The organism is Pseudomonas azotoformans (assembly GCF_001579805.1).
In the GTDB taxonomy this organism is placed as follows: Bacteria; Pseudomonadota; Gammaproteobacteria; order Pseudomonadales; family Pseudomonadaceae; genus Aquipseudomonas; species Aquipseudomonas azotoformans_A.
Genome location: NZ_CP014546.1, coordinates 2,358,820 through 2,381,032 on the forward strand (window position 1 = coordinate 2,358,820; position 22,213 = coordinate 2,381,032).

Genomic DNA, 22,213 nt, shown 5'->3' on the forward strand with positions numbered 1-22,213 from the left:
TATGGAACCTATCGTGCTGTTCAAGCAGGGCATGTTGCTGGTGGTGGTGCTGTCGGCGCCGCCGTTGATCGTGGCGGTGGTGGTGGGGGTGTTGACCTCTCTCGTGCAGGCATTGATGCAGGTACAGGACCAGACATTGCCCTTTGGTATCAAGCTGGTGGCCGTGGGTATCACGCTGATCATGACTGGCCGCTGGATTGGCGTGGAGTTGATCCAGTTGATCAACCTCACCTTCGAAATGATCGGCCGTTCGGCCCTGAACTGAGGCCCTGCCCATGCTGCTCTATCTCGAATACCTGCCCAGCCTGCTGATCGGCATGGCGCGTATCTACCCCTGCGGCATCCTGGTGGCGGCGTTCTGTTTTCAACACATCCGGGGCATGCCGCGACATACCCTGGTGATGGTGATGGCATTGATGCCCGCACCGGGAATTCATGCCGCATTAGCCAGCCAGGATTACTCCGCAATCATGCTGGTTGCGTTGCTGCTCAAGGAGGTAGCGCTGGGTATTTTACTGGGTGTGTTGCTGGCAATGCCGTTCTGGATGTTCGAGTCTGTGGGAGCGCTGCTGGATAACCAACGCGGCGCCTTGGCCGGTGGTCAACTCAACCCTTCGCTGGGGCCGGATGCGACGCCGATTGGGCATTTGTTCAAGCAACTGGCGATCTTTCTGCTCATAACCAGTCTCGGGTTGGGAGCATTAACCCAGGTGATCTGGGACAGCTACCTGATCTGGCCACCCACCCTGTGGTTTCCGCTGCCTGCGGCGAACGGCTTTGATGTGTTTATCGGCCTGCTGGGGGATACGTTCACCCACATGATGCTCTATGCCGCCCCCTTTATTGCGGTGTTGCTGTTGCTGGAGTTCGGCATCGCACTGTTGGGGGTCTACAGCCAGCAGTTACAGGTAAGTACCCTGGCGCCACCGGTCAAGAGCCTGGCGGGCATTGGCATCCTGTTGTTGTACTTTGCGCTGCTGCAGGATCTGATCGTCGGGCGTATAAGCCTGCTGGGCGACCTTAAACATTCATTGGGCGTTTTGCTCAAGGTCGCAGTGCCATGAGTGACTCAGGCGAAAAAAAGCACCCGGCGTCCGCCAAGAAACTGCGTGACCAACGCAAGAAAGGCCAGGTCGCCCAGAGCCAGGATGTCGCAAAGCTGCTGGCGCTGACAGCGATCAGTGAAATTGCCTTGGCCACCGCCGAGACCAGCCTGCAACGCTTCCAGCAATTGATGCTGTTGCCGATGTCACGGCTGAACCAGCCCTTCACGCGTGCGCTGGAGGAGGTGCTGTTCGACGCGCTGCGGGTGTTCTTTTCATTTGCCCTGTTGATGGCCGGGGTCGCGATTACCACGAAGCTGATCAGCAGTTGGATGCAGTTCGGACTGCTGTTTGCGCCGGAGGCCTTGAAGATGGATTTCAATCGCCTCAACCCCGTCAGTCAGGTCAAGCAGATGTTCTCTGCCCAGCAGTTGATGAACCTGCTGATGAGCGTGGCGAAAGCCTTCCTTATCAGTTTGATTCTGTATGTGGTGATCTGGCCCGCAGTGGGCACGCTGATCAACCTGGCCACCAGTGACCTGCAAAGCTACATCGTGGCGTTGATCGCGCTGTTCCGTCATCTGCTGCACGTGTGCCTGGGCATGCTGCTGGTGCTGGCGCTTGTCGACATGATCCTGTCCAAGCACTTTTTTGCCAAGCGCATGCGTATGACCCAAGTGGAAGTCGTCAAAGAGTACAAGGACATGGAGGGCGACCCCCATGTGAAAGGGCAACGCCGTTCGTTGGCGTACCAGTTGGCTCAGGAAGAACCAAAGGTCAAGCTGCCCAAGCTCGAGGAGTCCGACATGCTGGTGGTCAACCCGACGCACTATGCCGTCGCGCTGTATTACCGTCCGGGTAAGACACCACTGCCGATGTTGGTGAGCAAAGGTACGGATGATGAAGCCCGCACATTGATCCGCCGCGCCAAGGCGGCCGACGTGCCGGTGATCCAGTGTGTCTGGCTGGCGCGCACGCTCTATACGAAAAAACTGGGCGCTGGTATCCCACGCGAAACCTTGCAGGCCGTGGCGCTGATTTACCGGACCCTGCGTGAGCTCGATGATGAGGCCAAGCGCGAAACCCTGGAGCTTCCCGAGCTTGAGCGACGCTGATCACGTGTCCAAGGCTTGCAGGGTGGCCAGCGACAGCATCCGGCTGAGGATTCTGTCGAGCGTGCTGGTGGTTGCCGGCAATGCATGCCAGATCACCAGGGCATGCTGAGGGTCGAGGTAGATAAAGCAGCCATCGAACGCGACTGCCTGCTCAAAGCGTCGCTCTAGCACCCGTTGCAATTGCCCGGCCTGCAAAGCCTCACGCGCGATGCACAGGGCCAACCCTGGTCGCTGGCCGGCGCGTTGTGCGCAAACCTTGATGCCGGGCGCCAGGGGCAGGTGAGCGGGTGCGCCACTCACCAGGTTGTCGAAAAATACCTGCCGTGGGTCGTCGGGCATTTCCGGAGGCCTCAGCGTTCCAGTGATACCGTTTGGTAATCCGCCCGCTCACCGGAGGGGGCGGGCTCGACGCGCATCTGCGGCGGCCACCAGATCACCATTTTGTCTTGGCTCGATTGCGGGCGTGAGCATGAATCACCTTTGCACGTCGGCGTACAGCCGGTGAAGAGCATCGCGGCGCCGATCAAGGTGACGCACAACAGTCGGTTCATCATGGTGTGGCCTTCTGAGCTGGAGTGATCAAGGAGGGGCGGGGCACACTGAGGTGTTCATCCTTCACCACCGGGCGCATGGCGATAAATACCTCGGCTTCTTCACCCGGCTTGAGCCAGGCGCGCGGCCAGACAGTGACCGCCAGGGTCTGCGAGTTGCTGCATTCCTTTTCATCGATACGCACATTACGTTTGAACTGGTTGCGCAACACCACAACCGCCACGTTGTATTCCGGGCCGGCGTACCACTGGCTGCGCTCGCTATTGAGCGCCAGCAAATCACGGGTGCTGCACAAGGTGTTCAGCGCCAGAGGCATTGGTGCCGCACTGAAAGACTTGGGGACTTCTCCACTGACCAAGCGCGCCAGCGTGGTGATGATGTCACTGCGTTTGATCACCGGCTGATGCGGTGAGTAGCGTCTGGCCAACGGTGTGAGGGCCGCTTGCAACTCGGCCTGATCGTCCTGTGGCAAGTAGCGCGACGGGTCGTCCTGGTCCCCGATCACGCGGGGTGTGAGGATGAACAAGCGCTCACGTCGATTGTTGTGGCGTTCTGTCGAGGAAAACAGCGCCTTGCCCAGCAACGGAATATCCCCCAGCAGCGGGATCTTCTTTTGCTGGTCGGAACTGTCGGTGACATGGAAGCCACCCACTACCAGCGAACGCTTCTCCTGCATCACGGCCTGGGTGCTGACCTTGCCCCGGCGAACGTCGGGGTGATTGGGGTCTCGCTCGGGATTGGTTTCGTCGAAATTACCGTCTTCGATATCGATGGCCAAATGGATCTGGTGAACGCCTCGGCCCGTCGTTACCCGGGGAACCACTTGGAGGCTGGTGCCCACCGTGACGGGTAAAATGGTTGCGTAATCTCTACCGGGGGTGATGTATTGGGTGCGGTTGAAGTCGATCACCGCCGGTTGGTTTTCCAGGGTGAGCACAGAAGGATTGGAGACCATGGTTGCCAGTCCCTTGGCCTCCAGCGCGCGGATATCGGCGTAGAAACGATCGCGGTTTTCAATCGACACCTGCGACGAGGTGCCAGGCGCCATGTTGACGCCGCCGCGGAAGCGACTGTTCTGGAAACCCCAGTTCACCCCGAATTCACGCAATTGCGTCCGTTCGATATCGAGAATGATCGCATCGATTTCGATCAGTTTGCGTGCGACGTCAAGTTGGGTGATCAACTCGCGGTACATGGCCTGGCGCTCCGGCAGGTCATAGATCAGCACGGCATTATTGCGCACATCGGCTTCGACGCGGATGCGGCTGTTGGATGTCGGCGCCCGCTTGGTCATTGTGGGGCCGGCGTCCAACTGCCCTGTGTTGCCATTTGCACCGAGCATTTGGCCCAGCAACGGGTTGCCCAGCCGAGGCGCGTTGAGTGTCAGAGGGGATGGCTGGGATGAGGTGGGTTGGCTCATCCCCGAAAGCGTTGAGGCGGAACGGGGTTCCAAGAGTCCCCGCAAAATGCTCGCTACGCCGGGAACGACGAGTTTTTCACCTCGGTAATCCACGGTGCGGTCTGCCGCGTTGGCAAATTTGAGCGGGAAGCTGAGAACGCTCTGCTTTTCGTCCGCCGAGCGGCGTTTGCTGCTGAACTGCTTGATCTGTTCGATGTAGGTTTTGGGGCCGGAGACCAATACGACACCGTCTTCGGGCAATTCGCCCCAGCCGAAACGGCTATCAAGCAGGCCGATATCGGTCAGCGCTTGCTTGAGGTCTGAAATAGTTTCCGAGGAGACTTCCAGGCGCGCGGATTCCTGCTGGTCCAGCGTGCTGATGAATAGGGTGTTGTTGTAGAGATACCACTGAAACCGGTGTTCAACCCCGAGTCTATCCAGCATGGACTGTGGGGTATTTGCGCGGATCTTGCCGTTGACGTCGCCTTCCAGCAGACCTTCGATTTGCAGTTGTGTGCCAAAGGTCTGGGCGAAGTCGTCGAGTACGTCCCGTAGCGGTTTGTGCTCGGCCTCGTAGGCGTAGGCGGTGTTTTTCCACTCGCTGGGGATGGCCGCCACTGCATGTTCTATTGGGACCAGCAGACAGGAAAGCAGGGCGATGCTGTACCCAAGTGTTCGTCGGGACGAAGCATCAGGCGAAGTTGGGCGCAAACTGCGCCGCTTGTGGGTCTTATTCTTCATAGAAGTTCTCTGGTTAGTACGACAGTGAACGTAGTGAGGTGGGCTTGAGGTGCTGGGGTGTGCGAGCAAGGCGAGTGAACGTGGAGCGCCAGGTGTCGCGTTGGTTGAGCAGGGTTTCAAGGCAGGCAGATACCTCCGTCTCGCTCGGACCGTTGCGCAAGGTTTGCATCAGCCAAAGCTCGCCACTCTCGGCGTTTCGAACCAGAGTGCCTTGGAAGAAGTTCAGGCTGGCTGCACCTAGGCGCAGCCAGCGTTGCAATGTCGTATTATCTAAGGGGCGCGCGGTCAACTGAACCTCCAATAAAATGAAGGTTTCTTGACGTTTCAAAATAATGGTGTCGTCACTTTCGAACACGGTGAGTTGTTGTTGTTCGTGATGGATTAACCAGTCACGGATAAGCGCTTTCATGTTATTGAAAACTTTCAATAGTTGTTTTCAAAGACAATTGCTCAATTCGCAGGTTCTCAGTGAACATTGAATTGGTCGCCGTTGCTTGCATTGATAACTTAAGGAATAGTTCTGCGTCCTGTTCATTTTCCATACCGCCTTCCGGGAAAGCATCAAGTTTTTTATACACGGAGTCGGCGATTTTGAATGCTTGGTATGAAAGGGCCTTAGGAAGCGTCATAAGAATTCCTTTGAGATTCTATTGTGGGTGTTTTTATTGACCGGGCCGATCTTGTTTTTGAGTGTGCTGGATATGTGGAGTCAGATGTCGATCCTGAACTCTTTACTGTGTTTGAAAAAAGTAGCGCGCATGGAACTCCAGCTAATACGAAAGTCCCCCTCATCCGTCTTCAATACCAGTGTCTTAGGAAGTATTGCTTCGTCTGCTTGGAGTTTCCAAATGGTTGTCTTCTCATCAACGAGGTGGCGTTTTATTTCATCAAAATCATCTGGGTGGCAGAGTAGGATCGCGCTGATTTCGTGGACATGATTCGTCAGCAATTGTTTCAAAAGAGCCGCCAGCCTAGTGGGCGCTGGCGTTTCGTCCAGCAAACACCGAATCGCCTCATTGGTGATCGAACTTGCGTATTGCTCGAGGTTGTCACACATGGTTTGACGGTCATGCTCCCAGCGTTTGAGCTGAGCATCAGCGCGTTGCCAGACGACCAGCGACGCCTCCTCCCTCAATAGCTCACATCTTTTTTCTGTCAAGCTCAGCAATTCGTCGGCTTGTTCATTGGCGTGCTTCAAGAGTTGCTCTGCTTGCTTCCAATTTTCAAGTTCTTCCCGTGGGATCAGGGGGCGTGGCAATCCACTCTTGTCCTTGGACAACTCAATCACATACCGGCATAACATCATTGACCTCCTTACCCGTATGAGTCTGGGGCTAGAGAGTGGCTTGGAGAGGCGTTGACACGCCAAATGACTGCTTGCCAGAGCGTGCCTAATCGGCTGCTCGCGCTCTCGAGGCAGGCATGACTCTTTTCCACCGCATCTACCCTCTGACGGGGAAAGCGCAATCGGAGTCGTTGCCAGATAGCAGGTTCGAGCCAGTTATGCAGCAGTTGTAATGGGTCGGCATCAAGTGACAGCATTGCAGGCGGTAGTGTCTTGGATAGCCGACTGCACCACTGGTGATGACTTTCACTCAAAAGGGATGCCACCTGAGGATTGAGCGTGTCGTGTGCGAGCGTCAGCGCCAAGTCGAGTTGTTCATTGGATGCGAGGGCTAGTCGCAGCACAGTGGGTTGGAGGGCAGGAGGTAAGCAGGCATTCACACCCATGAATACACCCGGTACTGATCCTCTGCTCCGAGAAAGCGCGTTAATCGCACCGTGCAAACCGTCCTTCCATTCTTCATCGGCATACCGCCAAGGGAATGCCCACCATTGAACCCAGGCCAGGTATTCACTCATGGGGTATTCGGTGCTATGCGTCATGTGCAGGGCCGATAGATCCGTTAAGCAGAGACGAGTCGTGTGGAGGGCGCTGACGCCGACGGTGCAGAAAGAGTGCGGCAACCACAGCTGCCACCACGCCGAGCAGAAACACGATTACGCAGTTCCGCCAAAAGCCAAGATCCTCGCCAGGTACCAAGAAAGGTCCCAAATACACTAGGCGTTGCTGTTCCTGGTAGACGGTCGCAGGTACGAATATCACGCTGAGTTTTTGCGGGTTGTCGATTGCCGTAGCCATTCCTGGAATGCTGCTAGCCACCATCCTGCGAACGCGCGCTCGGATGTTATCGGGATCCAGGCGTGGATCGTGTTTTATGAATACCGATGCAGACGCGGGCTGGACCGGCTCACCTGGTGCGATGCGTTCTGGCAGTACCACGTGCACACGGGCAACGATGACACCATCAATGTTGGACAGCGTAGCCTCGAGCTCTTGGGACAAGGCATAGATGTAGCGCGCCCGTTCTTCCAGTGGCGTGGAGATAACGCCTTCCTTGCGAAACGTAGCGCCCAGTGTGGTCCTCGCCACCCTGGGCAAGCCTGCGGCTTCCAATGTGCGTACGGCGCGTCCGATGTCGCTTGCGTTGACCGTCACGACCACACCATCTTTGGCCGGGATCTTTTGCGCGCGGATATGTTTATCTGCCAATTCTGCTATGACTTCATTCGCTTCTTGCTCAGAGAGTTGCCGGTGAAGTTCGACACGATCGCCACAGCCGTTCAGCATGATTGCGGCTGCCAATAATAATGTGAGAAGGAAAAAGTTTTTCATGATAACTACTGTAAGTTAGACACTTTATCAATGCCTTGAGTGGTCTTGGCAAGGCATTTTGCTAGCAGTTGGGAGGTGACTTGGATGTTGGCCAATAAGCCTGGGAACTTACGAAATTGAGCAATATCTAGTTCTTTGCTGGTTGATTTCAGCAGATGCACCATACTTTTTCTTGACGTTGATAGAGGGCTAATGGCGTCGGCCGCTGCGGGGGGTAAAACAAGGCTGGAGCGGGGGAGGGGGGCCGTTGTTGAGTGTTCGAGTTGTGATGCAAAAAAACAGGAGTCTCTGCTGCATGTCGACACATCGTCTGCCATATCGGCAGAGGTGAGGCCTGGGTTTTTGCTAGAGCCAACGTATTCTATGATTTTCATAAGGTGCCTATTATATGAAACATCTACAAAAGACTTTCGCGAATAGAAGTGAGCGCTCACTGCCGGTTGAGGTAGAGGGCGACCTCTCGGGCGGAATTGCCCGAGAGGTATCGATTATCAGGTCTTAGCAACTTGGAGAAGGTCGTTCATGAATTTTTTATCGACTTGCTGCTTAGCTGCGGCAAGGTTTTTGGCTTTACTTTCTTCGTTTAGCTGCGACGCATCGCCTGCATCTGCGCCGCCTCCACTCGAGGGGCCACCGAAGCCTCCCTGACCAAAATATGGAGAGGGCGGGGCGTAACCGTTGATTGAGCTCATAGATATACTCCAGTTGTTGATTTCCACGTGCATGTGATGTGCTGTTGATCATGTTAGTGCGTCAAATTTTCACACAATATAATCTTGGCACTAGATATGTGGTGTGTAAGGCGAAGGGGTTCCGTGCAGCTGTTTTCCTAAATGTTTCAAGGCGTGTGGCTGAGTCGCCTGATATGTTTATTTGTTGCTTAAGTGCTGAGGCGCTGAGTGAAGTCGATCGGGCCGTTGTAGGGCGGGTATATGCTTTTAGCAATGGCGCGATCTATCCAGTGATATTTCCAGCTGTTTCATCCTGTAATATAACGTACGCTTGGGAACCCCCAATTCCATTGCCACGTTATCTACACAGTGCTGATGATGAAGTAACGATTGTTCAATCAGTGTTTTTTCAATTTGTTGCAGGCGTGTTTTCAGGTTCGTCTGCCTATCAGCCTGGTCAATCATGGGGATCAAAAGCGGTGGCAACCCCAATACGAACCGTTTGGCGGTGGAGCGCAACTCGCGTACATTGCCCAGCCACGCGTGGCACAGCAGTTGTTGCAACAGTTCGCCAGGCGGCGGCGGTGCACTACATTTGAACTGATCGGCTTCCTCGCGAATCATTTTCAGGAACAGGGGAATGATATGTTCACGCCGGTTCCGGAGTGCCGGAAGTTGGATGTTCACGACACTCAGGCGAAAGTAAAGATCGCGCCTGAAGGTGCCGTTCTCGACCATCAGGTGCAGCGAGTGCTGTGCCGACGCGATGACGCGCATGTCTACCGCGATGAAGCGAGTCGAGCCCAGGCGCTCAACACCACGCGACTCCAGCACACGTAACAGCTTCGCCTGCAGGTTCAATGGCATGCTGTCGATTTCATCCAAATACAACGTGCCTAAATGAGCCGCCTCGACGAATCCCGCCCGTGATTGCATGGCTCCCGTGAAGGCGCCGCTGTTGACGCCGAACAGCTGGCTTTCTGCGAGGCTTTCCGGAATCGCTGCGCAATTCACCGCGATGAAGCTCCCCCGTCGCCCGGATAAACGATGGATTCGCTGCGCTAAGGTGTCCTTGCCGGTTCCCGTTTCTCCCAGCAGCAAAATATCAATATTGAGCGAGGCAGTGCTGCTCAGTATTTCTTCAATGTCGGGGCCTTCAAGCAGTGAAACATTCGCTTTATTGTCCAGGGTGTCAGAGGCCGACATTGCATGATTGCTCCATAATCGTTATTGCTTCGCTATTGGTGTGTAGGCTCGGTTCAGTAGATAGAATTCTATAAGTGTTGTCACTTGTTGTTGATCGTGTTGGTCGCCAATATTGTGTAGGATAAGTTTGGTTTTGACTTGGATTTAATTTCTCGTCACAAGACTTGGGAATGTAAGTAGGGGAAGTCTGAAAAACTCTAATGCTTGGCGTGCGTATTGTTAAGTGCAGATAAACAGCGCCCACAAAAAAGCCGATGCAATGCATCGGCTTTTTTATTTGCGATATAAACCGCAGTTAACGCTTACACGTTAAAACGGAAGTGCATCACATCGCCATCTTTAACAATGTATTCCTTACCTTCCAAACGCCACTTACCCGCTTCCTTGGCACCGGCTTCACCCTTGAATTGGATGAAGTCGTTGTAGGCGATCACTTCAGCGCGGATAAAGCCTTTTTCGAAGTCGGTGTGGATCACGCCAGCAGCCTGCGGTGCGGTAGCACCGACCTTGACGGTCCAGGCGCGGACTTCTTCGACACCGGCGGTGAAGTAAGTCTGCAGGTGCAGCATTTCATAGCCAGCGCGGATCACACGGTTCAGGCCAGGCTCTTCCAGGCCCAGGGCCTCGAGGAACATGTCTTTTTCTTCGCCGTCATCCAGTTCGGCAATTTCTGCTTCGATCTTGTTGCATACCGGTACTACGATCGCGCCTTCTTCGTCGGCGATGGCCTTGACTACGTCGAGCAGCGGGTTGTTCTCGAAGCCGTCTTCGGCAACGTTGGCGATGTACATTACGGGCTTGGTAGTCAGCAGGTGGAAGCCCTTGATCACCGCTTTTTCGTCGGTGCTCATGTTCTTCATCAAGCTGCGCGCAGGCTTGCCTTCGGTGAAGTGAGCGATCAACTGCTCCAGCAGGCCTTTCTGGACCACGGCGTCCTTGTCACCACCCTTGGCGTTGCGTGCGACTTTCTGCAGTTGTTTCTCGCAGCTGTCGAGGTCGGCAAAGATCAGTTCCAGGTCGATGATCTCGATGTCGCGCTTGGGGTCGACGCTGTTGGAGACGTGAATCACGTTCTCGTCTTCAAAGCAGCGGACCACGTGGGCGATGGCATCGGTTTCACGGATGTTGGCCAGGAACTTGTTGCCCAGGCCTTCACCTTTCGAGGCGCCGGCAACCAGGCCAGCGATGTCGACGAATTCCATGGTGGTCGGCAAGATGCGCTTCGGATTGACGATGGCCGCCAATGCCGCCAGGCGCGGGTCCGGCATGGCCACGATACCGCTGTTAGGCTCGATGGTGCAGAAGGGGAAGTTCTCCGCTGCAATACCGGACTTGGTCAGAGCGTTGAACAGGGTGGATTTGCCGACGTTGGGCAGGCCGACGATGCCGCAATTGAATCCCATGGTGTTTCCCCTCGGTAAGAGTCAGGCCTTCTGGCTGTGCAGGTTTTTCATCGCGCGGTTCCATTCACCGGCGAAGATATCCGGCAGCACGCCGAGGGCAAAGTCGATGCTGGCATCGAGTTTTTCCTGTTCGGCGCGTGGCGCACGACCCAGGACGAAATTTGAAACCATACTGGCAACGCCTGGGTGGCCAATGCCGAGCCGCAGACGGTAGAAATTATTCTGATTGCCCAGCTGCGCAATGATGTCGCGCAGGCCATTGTGCCCGCCATGCCCGCCGCCCAGCTTGAGCTTGGCAACACCGGGTGGCAGGTCCAGTTCGTCATGGGCCACCAGGATTTCCTCGGGTTTGATCCGGAAGAAGCCCGCAAGCGCCGCGACAGCCTGGCCGCTGCGGTTCATGTAGGTGGTGGGAATCAGCAGACGAACATCCTGACCTTGGTGCGAAAAGCGCCCGGTCAGGCCAAAATATTTGCGATCAGCCACCAGGTTCACACCTTGCGCGTGGGCGATGCGCTCAACAAAAAGGGCCCCCGCGTTATGCCGGGTCTGTTCGTATTCGGCGCCTGGATTTCCCAGGCCAACGATCAGTTTAATGGCAGTCACGACAGGGGCCCTTCCTTTGGAGTTGTGGATAACATCACCGCAACCAAGTGTGCGGCGAAAGTGGACGACAGAAGCTATTTACTCAAGAGTAAACGCCGCGTTATCGCCCGCTTTCTCGCTACGTTCCGGTCCGCGATGTTTCCTCAAGCTCCGGCAATACAGAGTGAATTACTCTGCAGCGCCTTCTTCAGCTTCTGGAGCAACGCGTGGAGCGTGAACGTTGGCAACCGCTTTGTCATCACCGTGAGCCAGTGCAACAAACTCAACGCCTTTAGGGGCTTTGAGGTCGGACAGGTGAACGATAGCGCCGATTTCCAGAGCCGACAGGTCGACTTCGATGAACTCAGGCAGGTCTTTCGGCAGGCAGGTCACTTCGATTTCGTTCAGGACGTGCGAGATCTCGCCGCCTTTCTTGACCGGAGCGTCTTCACCAACAAAGTGCACAGGCACGATAGCGGTCAGTTTCTGGCCAGCTACAACGCGAACGAAGTCAGCGTGCATGATGAACTGCTTGGACGGGTGACGCTGCATCGCTTTAACGATGACGTTCTGCTTGGCGCCGTCGACGTTCAGCTCGATAACGTGGCTGTAGGCAGCTTCGTTTTCGAACAGCTTGGCGATTTCCTTGGCCAGGATGGTCACGGATTCAGCAGGCTTGTTACCACCGTATACAACGGCTGGGATGTTGGCGGCGTGACGCAGGCGGCGGCTCGCACCTTTCCCCAGGTCAGTACGCGCTTGAGCGTTCAGAGTAAAGTCAGTCATTTTGTATCTCCAAAATAGCCATCATCGAGGGGCGTTTGCGACCAGCGCCGTACTCGACATGGGCAAAAAAGCCCCGCCCCAACAGAATGTCGGGGCGGGGCGCTTTTCGTCAGTGGGATGTGCCGAAGGTGTGACCCTTAGCGGAACATCGCGCTGATCGATTCTTCATTGCTGATGCGGCGGACCGCCTCGGCAACGACCGGTGCGATATCCAGTTGACGGATACGCGCACAGGCTTGAGCAGCGGCGGACAACGGGATGGTGTTAGTCACCACCAGTTCGTCCAGCACGGAGTTCTCGATGTTCTCGATCGCTCGGCCCGACAGCACAGGGTGTGTGCAGTAGGCGAAGACTTTAGCCGCACCGTGCTCTTTCAAGGCTTTCGCCGCGTGGCACAGGGTGCCGGCGGTGTCGACCATGTCATCAACCAGAATACAGGTACGCCCTTCGACATCACCGATGATATGCATCACTTCAGAGTGATTGGCTTTCTCACGGCGTTTGTCGATGATCCCGAGGTCCACGCCCAGGGATTTGGCAACAGCCCGTGCACGCACGACACCACCAATGTCCGGGGACACGATCATCAGGTTTTCAAAGCGCTGGTCTTCGATGTCATCCACCAATACGGGGGAGCCGTAGATGTTATCTACCGGAATATCGAAGAACCCCTGGATTTGGTCAGCGTGCAGGTCAACCGTGAGAACACGGTCGATACCTACCACGGTCAGCATGTCAGCGACGACTTTCGCGCTGATAGCCACACGTGCGGAACGCGGACGGCGATCCTGACGGGCATAACCAAAGTAAGGGATTACAGCTGTGATTCGAGTCGCTGAGGAGCGGCGGAAGGCATCAGCCATCACGACGAGTTCCATCAGGTTATCGTTGGTCGGAGCGCAAGTCGGCTGAATAATGAAGACGTCTTTACCGCGGACGTTTTCATTGATCTCGGCTGTAATTTCACCGTCGGAAAACTTACCGACAGAGATGTCACCGAGAGGGATATGCAGCTGACGTACGACACGCCGAGCCAGATCGGGGTTAGCATTCCCCGTAAAGACCATCATCTTGGACACGCGCAGTACCTAGAGGCTGAGGGTAACCTGGATGAGTATAGAAAATGGCAGGGGCGGCTGGATTCGAACCAACGCATGGCAGGATCAAAACCTGCTGCCTTACCGCTTGGCGACGCCCCTGTATCTGTTGCAACGAGTGCCTAACACTCGGTTCCTTTAGAGCAGACTTTGCAGCTTGCGATGCAACATCGAAACGTTGCTTCCCTTTGCTACAAACCCTGTAAGGGTCTCTGTAAGAAGGGCCGAGACTTTATCAGCTTCAGCTTTGCTTGGGAAGCCCCCAAACACACAACTTCCAGTTCCGGTTAATTTTGCTTCGGTAAATTTACCTAACAAATTCAAAGCGTTACGTACCTCTGGATAACGCCTTGCTACAACCGGTAAGCAGTCATTTCGACTGTTTCCCTTGGGAACGGGGCGCACTTTAATGGGAGAAGAGTTACGTGTCAACAACGGATCTGAAAAAATTTCTGCTGTACTTACAGATACTTGCGGCACAAGCACGACATACCATGGCTCTTCGGGGTATTCCGGGCTGAGTTTCTCCCCAACGCCCTCGGCGAAAGCCGCGTGCCCACGCACGAAAACCGGGACGTCGGCGCCCAGTGTCAGGCCCAGCGCGGCCAGGCGATCATCGTCCCAACCCAGTTGCCACAAGTGATTCAGACCCAGCAATGTGGTTGCGGCATTCGAGCTGCCGCCGCCGATTCCACCGCCCATGGGCAAAATTTTATCGATCCAGATATCGATACCTAGCCCGCATCCGGATTGTTCCTGAAGTTTTTTCGCCGCCTTCACGATCAGGTTGCTGTCGTGAGGCACGCCTTCGAATTCGGTATGCAGCTTGATCACGCCATCGTCGCGCACGGCGAAGGTCAGCTCATCGCCGTAGTCAAGAAATTGAAACAGCGTCTGCAACTCGTGATAACCGTCTTCACGGCGACCGAGAATGTGCAGCATCAAATTGAGTTTGGCCGGGGAGGGCAGTGTCAGTGTTTGTGCCGTCACGTTATTGCCCCAGCTTGCGCGGTTGCCAGTCCTTGATCACCAGCGTGACGTCAAGGTCGGGGCCATGCAGTTTGATGCGCTCGGGCAGCGAATAACCGCTTTGCTCTACGTAGCTCAAATATTCCACCTGCCAGCCATCCTGCTCCAGTGTGGCCAGGCGGCTGTCGCCATTGAGGCTCAGGCGGCTCTTGCTGTCAGGCGCGGGCAGGCCGCGTACCCACCAGACCAGGTGAGACACCGGCAGCTTCCAGCCAATTTGTTCTTCCAGCAGCGTTTCCGGCGAAGTCGCTTCATAGCGCCCCTGATTGGCCACCTCGAGGCTGACTTGCCCTGGTCGACCGGTCAGGCGCGCTGCGCCACGCCCCAGCGGGCCGGACAGGCGGATATCGTAGTAGTCCTGGCGTTGCAGCCAGAACAAGGTGCCGCTGCCGGAATCCTTCGGCGCGCGAACCCCGACTTTGCCTTCGATCTGCCAGCCGTCGATGCTGCTGAGCTGATCTTTATGCTGCTTCCATTGCGCCGGGTTGCCCTGGCCTACAACGGATTCACGGGCGCCGAAACCCGCGCAACCGGCGAGCAGGGCGATGAAGCTGAAAACGACAATGTGGCGCAAGAACATAAGCTTAAAGGGTCTCGGATCCGGTCAGGCGCAGGATGGTGCCGCGCAGGATGGGGCTTTCGGGTTGTTCCTTGAGGAATTTTTCCCAGATCTGGCGTGCTTCGCGCTGTTTGCCATTGGCCCACAGCACTTCGCCCAGGTGAGCGGCAACTTCCTGGTCGGGGAAGCGCTCCAGCGCCTGGCGCAGCAAGCGTTCGGCTTCGTCCAGGTTGCCCAGGCGGTAATTCACCCAGCCCAGGCTGTCGAGTACGGCCGGGTCTTCCGGGTTGAGCTTGTGGGCTTGTTCGATCAACACCTTGGCTTCGTCATAACGCGTGGTGCGGTCGGACAAGGTGTAACCCAAGGCGTTGAGGGCCATGGCGTTATCGGGGTCGCGCTTGATGATCAGGCGCAGGTCTTTTTCCATTTGTGCCAGGTCATTGCGTTTTTCCGCCTGCATGGCGCGGGTATACAGCAGGTTCAAATCGTCGGGGAATTGCAACAAGGCTTGTTGCAGCAGTTTCCAGGCGCGCTCGCCCTGATTGTTGGCCGACAAGGTCTCAGCCTGAATCAGGTACAGCTGGATCGCATAGTCCGGCTCGGCATCGCGGGCCGCAGCCAGGCGTTTTTCCGCCTCGTCGGTGCGGCCGTTGCTCATCAGGATATCGGCCTGGCGCAACTGGGCTGGCAGGTAATCATTGCCGGGGCCAACCTGGGCGTATTCGAGCAGGGCGGCCTGTGGATCGTTGCGCTCCTCGGCGATGCGGCCAAGGTTCAGGTGCGCCGAATCCACGTGGCTCTCGCGCTGGATCAACTCTTCCAGGTAGCCCTTGGCCTCGTCCCAGGCCTTGGCTTCCAGGCACACCAGTGCCAGGGAATAGCGCAATTCGTCATCGTCCGGGTATTGCTGGACCAAGCTGGCGAACTGCACTTTGGCGTCCTCCATGCGGTCCTGCTCCACCAGCATGCGCGCGTAGGTCAGGCGCAGGCGTTTGTCTTCCGGATACTTCTTGATGCTTTTTTCCAGCAGTGGAATCGCTTCCTTGCCGCGATTGAGGTTCTGCAGCAGGCGCGCACGCAACAGGATCGGGGCGATTTCGCCTTCTTCCGGCGGATTCTGCTCCAGCAGTTTCAGCGCGGCGTCGGCTTCGTCATCCTGTTGCAGCAGCAAGGCCTTGCCGAAAATCAGTTGGCTGTTCTTCGGATGTTTTTGCAGCAGGCGGTCGAAGCTCTTCATCAAACCGTTGCGCGTGTCCTGGTCCGTGTCGGCCGCCGACAGCGCGAGGAAGTCGAAATGGGTGTCGCCCTTGCCCTGCAGGACCTTCTCCATATAGACCATGGAGTCGTCATAGCGCCCGGCGCGTGCCAGTTGAACGGCCGCCGCGCGTTGGGCTTCCAGGTCGTCCGGTGCGTTTTTGGCCCAGATCAGCGACGTGTCCAGCGCAGCCTGGTCGGCGCCCAGGTACTCGGCGATGCGGAACGCGCGCTCGGAAATCCCCGGATCCTGAGTGTTGATGGCCTGGGTCACGTAGTTATCCAGGGCAATGTCGAAACGATTGCGCTGGCCGGCCAGCTCCGCGCTCAGCAGGCTGAACACCGTTTCTTCAGTGAACGAGGAATAAACCTTGGGCTTTTCAGGGGCGGGGGTGCTGTCTTCCACCGGCGGCGTACCGTCCGGCGACACGGGTGCCATGGCCTGGCAGCCGCTGAGGAAGACAAAAGCAAGGAGCAACGCGGAAGATCTATTCATATAGGAAAAGGACGACTAACCTGCGGTCGGATCATCATGACACAAGCCTTCGGCCAAACATAACCGAGTCTCAATGGGTGCCTTTATAGACACAAGGCATTAGGACAATAGCTTACGGTGGTTGTTCTGAATCTTTCGAAGTAGGACAATTGTCGGCTTCCCGACATCATCAGCGATATTGAATGGCCTTCCTCGCACTCGGTATTAACCACAAGACTGCCTCCGTAGACGTGCGCGAGCGCGTGGCGTTTACGCCAGAGCAGTTGGTTGAGGCCCTGCAGCAGCTCTGCCGGCTCACCGACAGTCGCGAAGCTGCGATCCTTTCGACCTGCAATCGCAGCGAGCTTTATATAGAGCAGGAACATCTTTCAGCGGATGTCGTACTGCGCTGGCTCGCCGATTACCACCATTTGGATCTCGACGACCTGCGCGCGAGCGCTTACGTGCACGAAGAGGATGCGGCAGTTCGTCACATGATGCGTGTGGCGTCCGGTCTCGATTCGCTGGTGTTGGGCGAACCGCAGATTCTTGGCCAGATGAAGTCCGCCTATGCCGTGGCGCGCGAGGCCGGTACTGTTGGCCCGTTATTGGGTCGTTTGTTCCAGGCCACCTTCAATTCCGCCAAGCAGGTACGCACTGATACCGCCATCGGTGAAAACCCGGTATCCGTGGCGTTTGCTGCCGTCAGCCTGGCCAAACAGATTTTCAGTGACTTGCAGCGCAGCCAGGCCCTGCTGATCGGCGCCGGCGAGACCATCACCCTGGTCGCCCGCCACCTGCATGACCTGGGCGTGAAGCGCATTGTGGTCGCCAACCGTACCCTGGAGCGGGCGAGCATCCTTGCCGAGCAGTTCGGTGCGCATGCCGTGTTGCTGGCGGATATCCCGGCCGAGCTGGTGCGCAGCGATATCGTCATCAGCTCGACCGCCAGCCAGTTGCCGATCCTGGGCAAGGGCGCGGTCGAGAGCGCCTTGAAGCTGCGCAAGCACAAGCCCATCTTCATGGTGGATATTGCCGTTCCACGGGATATCGAACCCGAAGTCGGCGAGTTGGACGACGTTTACCTCTATAGCGTCGACGATCTGCACGAAGTGGTCGCCGAAAACCTCAAGAGCCGCCAGGGCGCCGCCCAGGCGGCCGAAGAGATGGTCAGCACCGGCGCCGAAGACTTCATGGTGCGCCTGCGTGAATTGGCGGCGGTGGATGTGCTCAAGGCGTATCGTCAGCAAGGCGAACGCCTGCGCGACGAAGAGCTGATCAAGGCCCAGCGTTTGCTGGCCAACGGCAGCAGCGCCGAAGAAGTGCTGATGCAACTGGCGCGCGGTCTCACCAACAAATTACTCCATGCGCCCAGCGTACAATTAAAAAAGCTTACCGCCGAAGGCCGCCTCGATGCGCTGGCCATGGCCCAGGAACTCTTTGCCCTCGGTGAGGGCGCGTCAGATAGCTCTTCGGATAAAAAACCGCAATGAAAGCGTCACTGCTCAATAAACTGGACGTGCTCCAGGACCGTTTCGAAGAACTGACCGCCTTGCTTGGTGATGGCGAAGTCATCTCTGATCAGGCCAAATTCCGTACGTATTCCAAGGAGTACGCGGAAGTTGAGCCAATTGTGACCACCTATGGGCAGTGGCTTAAAACCCAGGCCGACCTCGAAGGCGCCCAGGCACTGCTCAAGGATAGCGACCCGGACATGCGCGAAATGGCCGTGGAAGAAGTCCGCGAAGCCAAGGACAAGCTGGCTGCGCTGGAAGGCGACCTGCAACGCATGCTGCTGCCCAAAGACCCGAATGACGGACGCAACGTATTCCTTGAAATCCGTGCCGGCACCGGCGGTGACGAGGCGGCGATTTTCTCCGGCGACCTGTTCCGCATGTATTCGCGGTATGCCGAGCGTCGCGGTTGGCGGGTAGAAATCCTCTCCGAGAACGAAGGCGAGCACGGCGGCTATAAAGAAGTCATCGCGCGGGTTGAAGGCGACAACGTCTACGGCAAGCTTAAGTTCGAGTCCGGCGCACACCGCGTACAACGTGTGCCGGCGACCGAGTCCCAGGGCCGAATCCACACCTCGGCGTGCACCGTGGCCGTGCTGCCCGAGCCGGATGAGCAGGAAGCCATCGAGATCAACCCGGCCGACTTGCGCGTCGACACCTACCGCTCGTCGGGCGCTGGCGGTCAGCACGTCAACAAGACCGACTCCGCCATCCGCATCACTCACTTGCCGTCGGGCATCGTGGTGGAATGCCAGGAAGAACGCTCCCAGCACAAGAACCGTGCACGGGCCATGTCCTGGCTGTCGGCCAAACTCAACGACCAGCAGACCAGCGCCGCCGCCAACGCGATTGCCAGCGAACGCAAGCTGTTGGTGGGCTCGGGCGACCGCTCCGAGCGCATCCGTACCTACAACTTTGCCCAGGGCCGGGTCACCGACCACCGGGTCAACCTCACGCTTTACTCCCTGGACGAGATTCTCGCCGGTGGCGTGGACGCCGTGATCGAGCCGTTGCTTGCCGAATACCAGGCCGACCAATTAGCGGCGATAGGTGAATAAATGACCATCATCGCCAGCCTGCTGCGCGCCGCCGACCTGCCTGACTCGCCTACCGCGCGCCTGGATGCCGAATTGTTGCTGGCGGCGGCCCTGGGTAAGTCCCGCAGCTACCTACACACCTGGCCCGAGAAAATCGTCAGCAGCGAACACGCGCTGACGTTTGCCGGCTACCTGCAACGCCGTCGCAGCGGTGAGCCGGTGGCGTATATCCTGGGCCAGCAAGGTTTCTGGAAGCTGGACCTGGAGGTCGCGCCCCACACGCTGATCCCGCGCCCGGACACTGAGTTGCTGGTGGAAGCCGCCTTGGAGTTGTTACCGGCCACGCCCGCCAAGGTCCTTGACCTGGGCACTGGCAGTGGCGCCATCGCCTTGGCCTTGGCCAGCGAACGCCCGGCCTGGCAAGTCACCGCCGTCGACCGTGTGTTGGAAGCCGTGGCCCTGGCCGAGCGCAACCGTCAGCGATTGCACCTTAATAACGCCACTGTGTTGAACAGCCATTGGTTCAGTGCGCTGCAAGGTCATGCCTATGACCTGATCATCAGCAACCCGCCGTACATCGCCGCCAACGATCCGCACCTGGTAGCGGGCGATGTGCGCTTTGAGCCGGCCAGCGCGCTAGTGGCTGGCCATGATGGCTTGGACGACCTGCGCCTGATCATCAAACAGGCCCCCGCTCATCTGAATGCGGGCGGCCGCCTACTGTTGGAGCATGGTTACGATCAGGCCCCGGCTGTGCGCGACCTGCTGCTGAGTGAAGGTTTCGAAGACGTGCACAGCCGCATCGACCTCGGCGGCCACGAGCGCATCACCCTGGGACGCCGGCCGTGCTGACCGATCAGGAGCTGTTGCGCTATAGCCGACAGATTCTGTTGCAGCATGTCGACATCGACGGCCAAATACGCCTGAAAAATGGCCGAGCCTTGATCGTCGGCCTCGGTGGCCTGGGCGCGCCCGTTGCGCTGTACCTGGCGGCGGCGGGCGTGGGCGAATTGCATCTGGCGGACTTCGACACCGTCGACCTGACCAACCTGCAACGCCAGATCATCCATGACACCGACAGCGTCGGGCAGACCAAAGTCGATTCGGCCCTGCGCCGCCTGACGGCCTTCAACCCCGAAATCACGTTGATTGCCCACCGCGCCGCGCTGGATGCCGATTCACTGGCAGCAGCGGTCGAAGCGGTGGACGTGGTGCTTGATTGCAGTGACAATTTCTCCACCCGCGAAGCGGTCAACGCGGCTTGCGTCGCGGCCGGCAAACCGTTGATCAGCGGTGCCGCCATTCGCCTTGAAGGGCAACTGTCGGTGTTCGATCCGCGCCGCGCCGAGAGCCCGTGCTACCACTGTTTATATGGGCACGGTAGCGATACCGAACTCACCTGCAGCGAAGCCGGCGTGGTCGGCCCGCTGGTGGGGCTGGTCGGTAGCCTGCAAGCGTTGGAAGCCTTGAAACTGCTGGCCGGTTTCGGTGAGCCCCTGGTGGGCCGTTTGTTGCTGATCGATGCCTTGACCACGCGTTTTCGCGAGTTGCGCGTCAAGCGTGACCCCGGTTGCAGCGTGTGCGGGAAGCAACATGGTTAAGGGCGCGCCAATCGGTGTGTTCGATTCCGGTATCGGCGGGTTGACCGTGCTGGACGAAATCCAGCAACTGCTGCCCCACGAATCACTGCTGTATGTGGCCGATTGTGGGCACATCCCCTACGGTGAGAAAAGCCCGGCATTTATCCTTGAGCGTTCGCGGCGGGTGGCGGCGTTTTTCCGGGAGCAGGGCGCCAAGGCGTTCGTGATTGCCTGTAATACCGCCACGGTCGCCGCCGTTGCCGACTTGCGCCTGGATTTTCCCGATTGGCCGTTGGTAGGCATGGAGCCCGCCGTCAAGCCCGCAGCTGCCGCTACCCGCAGTGGCGTCGTCGGCGTGCTTGCCACCACCGGCACGCTGCAAAGTGCCAAGTTCGCCGCCTTGCTCGACCGCTTCGCCACCGATGTGAAGGTCGTGACCCAGCCGTGCCCGGGCTTGGTCGAGCTGATTGAAAGCGGTGACCTGAACAGCCCAGCCCTGCGCCAGATGTTGCAGGGTTACATCGAACCGCTGCTCAGCGCCGGCTGCGACACCATCATCCTCGGCTGCACCCACTACCCCTTCCTTAAGCCACTCCTGGCGCAGATGCTGCCCCCCAGCATCACCCTCATCGATACCGGCGCCGCCGTAGCCCGCCAGCTCAAGCGTCTGCTGGACGAGCGCGACCTGCTGGCCGACGGCAACCCTGAACCCGCGCAGTTCTGGACCAGCGGCGATGTGTATCACCTAAGAAATATCCTACCGACACTATGGAAATATCCGGGCGATGTGCGAAGCTTCGCTTCGTGAAAAATTCGTGAAATACCGGCGTTATAAGCTGGAACTTCTGACTACACGCCAGCTTCTATAGCGAGATAGCCTGTACAAAACCATATAACTTCGTTTGGAAAGGATGTTTCTTATGAAGCGCTTGTTCTGTTTGGCCGCGATTGCGGCCGCTGTAGTGGGGCACTCTGTTTCGGCGCAGGCCGCTGGCCTGGAGTTCGGTGTGGGGAGCACCAGCGATTCGACCATGACCTATCGGCTGGGGCTGACATCGGACTGGGACAAAAGCTGGTGGCAGAGCGATACCGGTCGACTGACCGGCTACTGGAGCGGCGCCTACACCTATTGGGACGGTGACAAGCGCGCCAGCGTCAGCAGCCTGTCGTTCTCGCCGGTGTTTGTGTATGAGTTTGCCGGGGAGAGGGTCAAACCGTACATCGAAGCGGGGATTGGCGTGGCGGTGTTCTCGCGCACCAAAGTGGAAGACAACAACATCGGCCAGGCTTTCCAGTTCGAAGACCGCTTGGGTTTCGGCCTGCGCTTTGCGGGCGGACATGAAGTGGGCATTCGTGCCACGCATTATTCCAACGCGGGCATCAGCAGCAACAACGATGGGGTAGAAAGTTACTCGGTGCACTACACCCTACCGCTGTAACCCTCCAAAAGAACTGTGGTGAGCGAGCTTGCCTCGCGCGGGGCAAGCCCG

General features: G+C 57.5%; 25 protein-coding genes and 1 tRNA gene. 9 read left to right on the plus strand and 17 right to left on the minus strand.

What is annotated here, in order from left to right; genetic code table 11:
• Position 1 precedes the first annotated feature (1 nt).
• From sctS to sctU, 3 genes are read left to right on the plus strand one after another with little or no spacing between them, the layout of a single operon-like run.
• Positions 2-265 carry a type III secretion system export apparatus subunit SctS gene (sctS, locus tag AYR47_RS10865; RefSeq protein WP_033896937.1) on the plus strand — a complete coding sequence of 88 codons (264 nt, stop codon included), beginning with the start codon at positions 2-4 and terminating at the stop codon, positions 263-265.
• A gap of 10 nt (positions 266-275) precedes the next feature.
• Complete coding sequence (gene sctT / locus AYR47_RS10870; protein ID WP_061435231.1) at positions 276-1,064, plus strand: type III secretion system export apparatus subunit SctT; 789 nt, start codon at positions 276-278, stop codon at positions 1,062-1,064.
• Positions 1,061-2,158 (plus strand): type III secretion system export apparatus subunit SctU, encoded by a 1,098-nt coding sequence (sctU, locus tag AYR47_RS10875; RefSeq protein ID WP_061435233.1) that lies wholly within the window; start codon positions 1,061-1,063, stop codon positions 2,156-2,158. The genes sctT and sctU overlap by 4 nt, the downstream gene beginning before the upstream one ends.
• On the opposite strand, the gene AYR47_RS10880 is transcribed toward sctU, so the two are convergent.
• The 17 genes from AYR47_RS10880 to AYR47_RS10960 form a co-directional block, all read right to left on the minus strand.
• A complete protein-coding gene (locus AYR47_RS10880) occupies positions 2,159-2,497 on the minus strand; it encodes a hypothetical protein (RefSeq protein WP_033896941.1) in 339 nt (112 codons plus the stop codon). It lies immediately after the preceding gene.
• Positions 2,498-2,508: 11 nt separating this feature from the next.
• The gene (gene hrpT / locus AYR47_RS10885) at positions 2,509-2,712 is read right to left on the minus strand and encodes an HrpT family type III secretion system protein (RefSeq protein ID WP_033896942.1); all 204 of its coding nucleotides are present in this window, start codon (positions 2,710-2,712) and stop codon (positions 2,509-2,511) included.
• Complete coding sequence (gene sctC, locus AYR47_RS10890) at positions 2,709-4,850, minus strand: type III secretion system outer membrane ring subunit SctC (RefSeq protein ID WP_033896944.1); 2,142 nt, start codon at positions 4,848-4,850, stop codon at positions 2,709-2,711. The genes hrpT and sctC overlap by 4 nt, the downstream gene beginning before the upstream one ends.
• A gap of 13 nt (positions 4,851-4,863) precedes the next feature.
• A complete protein-coding gene (locus AYR47_RS10895; RefSeq protein ID WP_033896945.1) occupies positions 4,864-5,259 on the minus strand; it encodes a hypothetical protein in 396 nt (131 codons plus the stop codon).
• 1 nt (position 5,260) lies between these two features.
• On the minus strand, positions 5,261-5,479 hold the full coding sequence (locus AYR47_RS10900; protein WP_033896946.1) for a hypothetical protein: 219 nt from the start codon (positions 5,477-5,479) through the stop codon (positions 5,261-5,263).
• A gap of 80 nt (positions 5,480-5,559) precedes the next feature.
• Positions 5,560-6,108, minus strand: coding sequence for a type III secretion system stator protein SctL (gene sctL, locus AYR47_RS10905; RefSeq protein WP_335340610.1), 549 nt, complete (start codon positions 6,106-6,108; stop codon positions 5,560-5,562).
• 618 nt (positions 6,109-6,726) lie between these two features.
• Entirely contained in the window at positions 6,727-7,527 is an 801-nt protein-coding gene (gene sctJ, locus AYR47_RS10910; RefSeq protein WP_061435237.1) for a type III secretion system inner membrane ring lipoprotein SctJ, read from the minus strand.
• 491 nt (positions 7,528-8,018) lie between these two features.
• Positions 8,019-8,219 (minus strand): hypothetical protein, encoded by a 201-nt coding sequence (locus AYR47_RS10915; protein WP_033896950.1) that lies wholly within the window; start codon positions 8,217-8,219, stop codon positions 8,019-8,021.
• Positions 8,220-8,465: 246 nt separating this feature from the next.
• Entirely contained in the window at positions 8,466-9,404 is a 939-nt protein-coding gene (locus tag AYR47_RS10920; RefSeq protein WP_061435239.1) for a sigma 54-interacting transcriptional regulator, read from the minus strand.
• Positions 9,405-9,706: 302 nt separating this feature from the next.
• Positions 9,707-10,807, minus strand: a complete 1,101-nt coding sequence (gene ychF, locus AYR47_RS10925; RefSeq protein WP_033896952.1) for a redox-regulated ATPase YchF — start codon at positions 10,805-10,807, stop codon at positions 9,707-9,709.
• A gap of 21 nt (positions 10,808-10,828) precedes the next feature.
• Entirely contained in the window at positions 10,829-11,413 is a 585-nt protein-coding gene (gene pth / locus AYR47_RS10930) for an aminoacyl-tRNA hydrolase (protein WP_010213318.1), read from the minus strand.
• A gap of 168 nt (positions 11,414-11,581) precedes the next feature.
• Positions 11,582-12,178, minus strand: coding sequence for a 50S ribosomal protein L25/general stress protein Ctc (locus AYR47_RS10935; protein WP_033896953.1), 597 nt, complete (start codon positions 12,176-12,178; stop codon positions 11,582-11,584).
• Between the two features lie 137 nt (positions 12,179-12,315).
• Entirely contained in the window at positions 12,316-13,257 is a 942-nt protein-coding gene (locus AYR47_RS10940; protein WP_003171603.1) for a ribose-phosphate pyrophosphokinase, read from the minus strand.
• A gap of 45 nt (positions 13,258-13,302) precedes the next feature.
• Positions 13,303-13,377, minus strand: a tRNA-Gln gene (locus AYR47_RS10945).
• A gap of 36 nt (positions 13,378-13,413) precedes the next feature.
• Positions 13,414-14,217, minus strand: a complete 804-nt coding sequence (gene ispE / locus AYR47_RS10950) for a 4-(cytidine 5'-diphospho)-2-C-methyl-D-erythritol kinase (RefSeq protein WP_218169695.1) — start codon at positions 14,215-14,217, stop codon at positions 13,414-13,416.
• Between the two features lie 49 nt (positions 14,218-14,266).
• Positions 14,267-14,884 (minus strand): lipoprotein insertase outer membrane protein LolB, encoded by a 618-nt coding sequence (gene lolB / locus AYR47_RS10955; RefSeq protein ID WP_061435242.1) that lies wholly within the window; start codon positions 14,882-14,884, stop codon positions 14,267-14,269.
• 4 nt (positions 14,885-14,888) lie between these two features.
• Complete coding sequence (locus AYR47_RS10960; protein WP_061435244.1) at positions 14,889-16,613, minus strand: tetratricopeptide repeat protein; 1,725 nt, start codon at positions 16,611-16,613, stop codon at positions 14,889-14,891.
• A gap of 182 nt (positions 16,614-16,795) precedes the next feature.
• On the opposite strand from AYR47_RS10960, the gene hemA reads away from it, so the two are divergent.
• The 6 genes from hemA (at position 16,796) to AYR47_RS10990 (ending at position 22,162) form a co-directional block, all read left to right on the plus strand.
• Positions 16,796-18,085, plus strand: coding sequence for a glutamyl-tRNA reductase (gene hemA, locus AYR47_RS10965; protein ID WP_033896957.1), 1,290 nt, complete (start codon positions 16,796-16,798; stop codon positions 18,083-18,085).
• On the plus strand, positions 18,082-19,164 hold the full coding sequence (gene prfA, locus AYR47_RS10970; RefSeq protein ID WP_061435246.1) for a peptide chain release factor 1: 1,083 nt from the start codon (positions 18,082-18,084) through the stop codon (positions 19,162-19,164). The genes hemA and prfA overlap by 4 nt, the downstream gene beginning before the upstream one ends.
• On the plus strand, positions 19,165-19,995 hold the full coding sequence (gene prmC, locus AYR47_RS10975; RefSeq protein WP_061435248.1) for a peptide chain release factor N(5)-glutamine methyltransferase: 831 nt from the start codon (positions 19,165-19,167) through the stop codon (positions 19,993-19,995).
• Complete coding sequence (locus AYR47_RS10980; RefSeq protein ID WP_061435250.1) at positions 19,989-20,744, plus strand: molybdopterin-synthase adenylyltransferase MoeB; 756 nt, start codon at positions 19,989-19,991, stop codon at positions 20,742-20,744. Before prmC ends, AYR47_RS10980 begins: the two co-directional genes overlap by 7 nt.
• Positions 20,737-21,531, plus strand: coding sequence for a glutamate racemase (murI, locus tag AYR47_RS10985; protein WP_061435252.1), 795 nt, complete (start codon positions 20,737-20,739; stop codon positions 21,529-21,531). The genes AYR47_RS10980 and murI overlap by 8 nt, the downstream gene beginning before the upstream one ends.
• 112 nt (positions 21,532-21,643) lie before the next feature.
• Positions 21,644-22,162 carry an acyloxyacyl hydrolase gene (locus AYR47_RS10990; RefSeq protein WP_033896963.1) on the plus strand — a complete coding sequence of 173 codons (519 nt, stop codon included), beginning with the start codon at positions 21,644-21,646 and terminating at the stop codon, positions 22,160-22,162.
• Positions 22,163-22,213 lie beyond the last annotated feature (51 nt).

Bases quoted from the DNA above. Each gene is read 5' to 3' on its own strand.
- sctT (WP_061435231.1), top strand. From the start codon at position 276: ATGCTGCTCTATCTCGAATACCTGCCCAGCCTGCTGATCGGCATGGCG.
- hrpT (WP_033896942.1), bottom strand. From the start codon at position 2,712: ATGATGAACCGACTGTTGTGCGTCACCTTGATCGGCGCCGCGATGCTC.
- AYR47_RS10880 (WP_033896941.1), bottom strand. From the start codon at position 2,497: ATGCCCGACGACCCACGGCAGGTATTTTTCGACAACCTGGTGAGTGGC.
- AYR47_RS10900 (WP_033896946.1), bottom strand. From the start codon at position 5,479: ATGACGCTTCCTAAGGCCCTTTCATACCAAGCATTCAAAATCGCCGAC.
- ychF (WP_033896952.1), bottom strand. From the start codon at position 10,807: ATGGGATTCAATTGCGGCATCGTCGGCCTGCCCAACGTCGGCAAATCC.
- AYR47_RS10895 (WP_033896945.1), bottom strand. From the start codon at position 5,259: ATGAAAGCGCTTATCCGTGACTGGTTAATCCATCACGAACAACAACAA.
- AYR47_RS10920 (WP_061435239.1), bottom strand. From the start codon at position 9,404: ATGTCGGCCTCTGACACCCTGGACAATAAAGCGAATGTTTCACTGCTT.
- AYR47_RS10960 (WP_061435244.1), bottom strand. From the start codon at position 16,613: ATGAATAGATCTTCCGCGTTGCTCCTTGCTTTTGTCTTCCTCAGCGGC.
- sctC (WP_033896944.1), bottom strand. From the start codon at position 4,850: ATGAAGAATAAGACCCACAAGCGGCGCAGTTTGCGCCCAACTTCGCCT.
- lolB (WP_061435242.1), bottom strand. From the start codon at position 14,884: ATGTTCTTGCGCCACATTGTCGTTTTCAGCTTCATCGCCCTGCTCGCC.
- hemA (WP_033896957.1), top strand. From the start codon at position 16,796: ATGGCCTTCCTCGCACTCGGTATTAACCACAAGACTGCCTCCGTAGAC.
- sctS (WP_033896937.1), top strand. From the start codon at position 2: ATGGAACCTATCGTGCTGTTCAAGCAGGGCATGTTGCTGGTGGTGGTG.
- AYR47_RS10935 (WP_033896953.1), bottom strand. From the start codon at position 12,178: ATGACTGACTTTACTCTGAACGCTCAAGCGCGTACTGACCTGGGGAAA.
- AYR47_RS10990 (WP_033896963.1), top strand. From the start codon at position 21,644: ATGAAGCGCTTGTTCTGTTTGGCCGCGATTGCGGCCGCTGTAGTGGGG.
- prmC (WP_061435248.1), top strand. From the start codon at position 19,165: ATGACCATCATCGCCAGCCTGCTGCGCGCCGCCGACCTGCCTGACTCG.
- AYR47_RS10915 (WP_033896950.1), bottom strand. From the start codon at position 8,219: ATGAGCTCAATCAACGGTTACGCCCCGCCCTCTCCATATTTTGGTCAG.
- sctJ (WP_061435237.1), bottom strand. From the start codon at position 7,527: ATGAAAAACTTTTTCCTTCTCACATTATTATTGGCAGCCGCAATCATG.
- ispE (WP_218169695.1), bottom strand. From the start codon at position 14,217: ATGCTGCACATTCTCGGTCGCCGTGAAGACGGTTATCACGAGTTGCAG.
- sctU (WP_061435233.1), top strand. From the start codon at position 1,061: ATGAGTGACTCAGGCGAAAAAAAGCACCCGGCGTCCGCCAAGAAACTG.
- prfA (WP_061435246.1), top strand. From the start codon at position 18,082: ATGAAAGCGTCACTGCTCAATAAACTGGACGTGCTCCAGGACCGTTTC.
- murI (WP_061435252.1), top strand. From the start codon at position 20,737: ATGGTTAAGGGCGCGCCAATCGGTGTGTTCGATTCCGGTATCGGCGGG.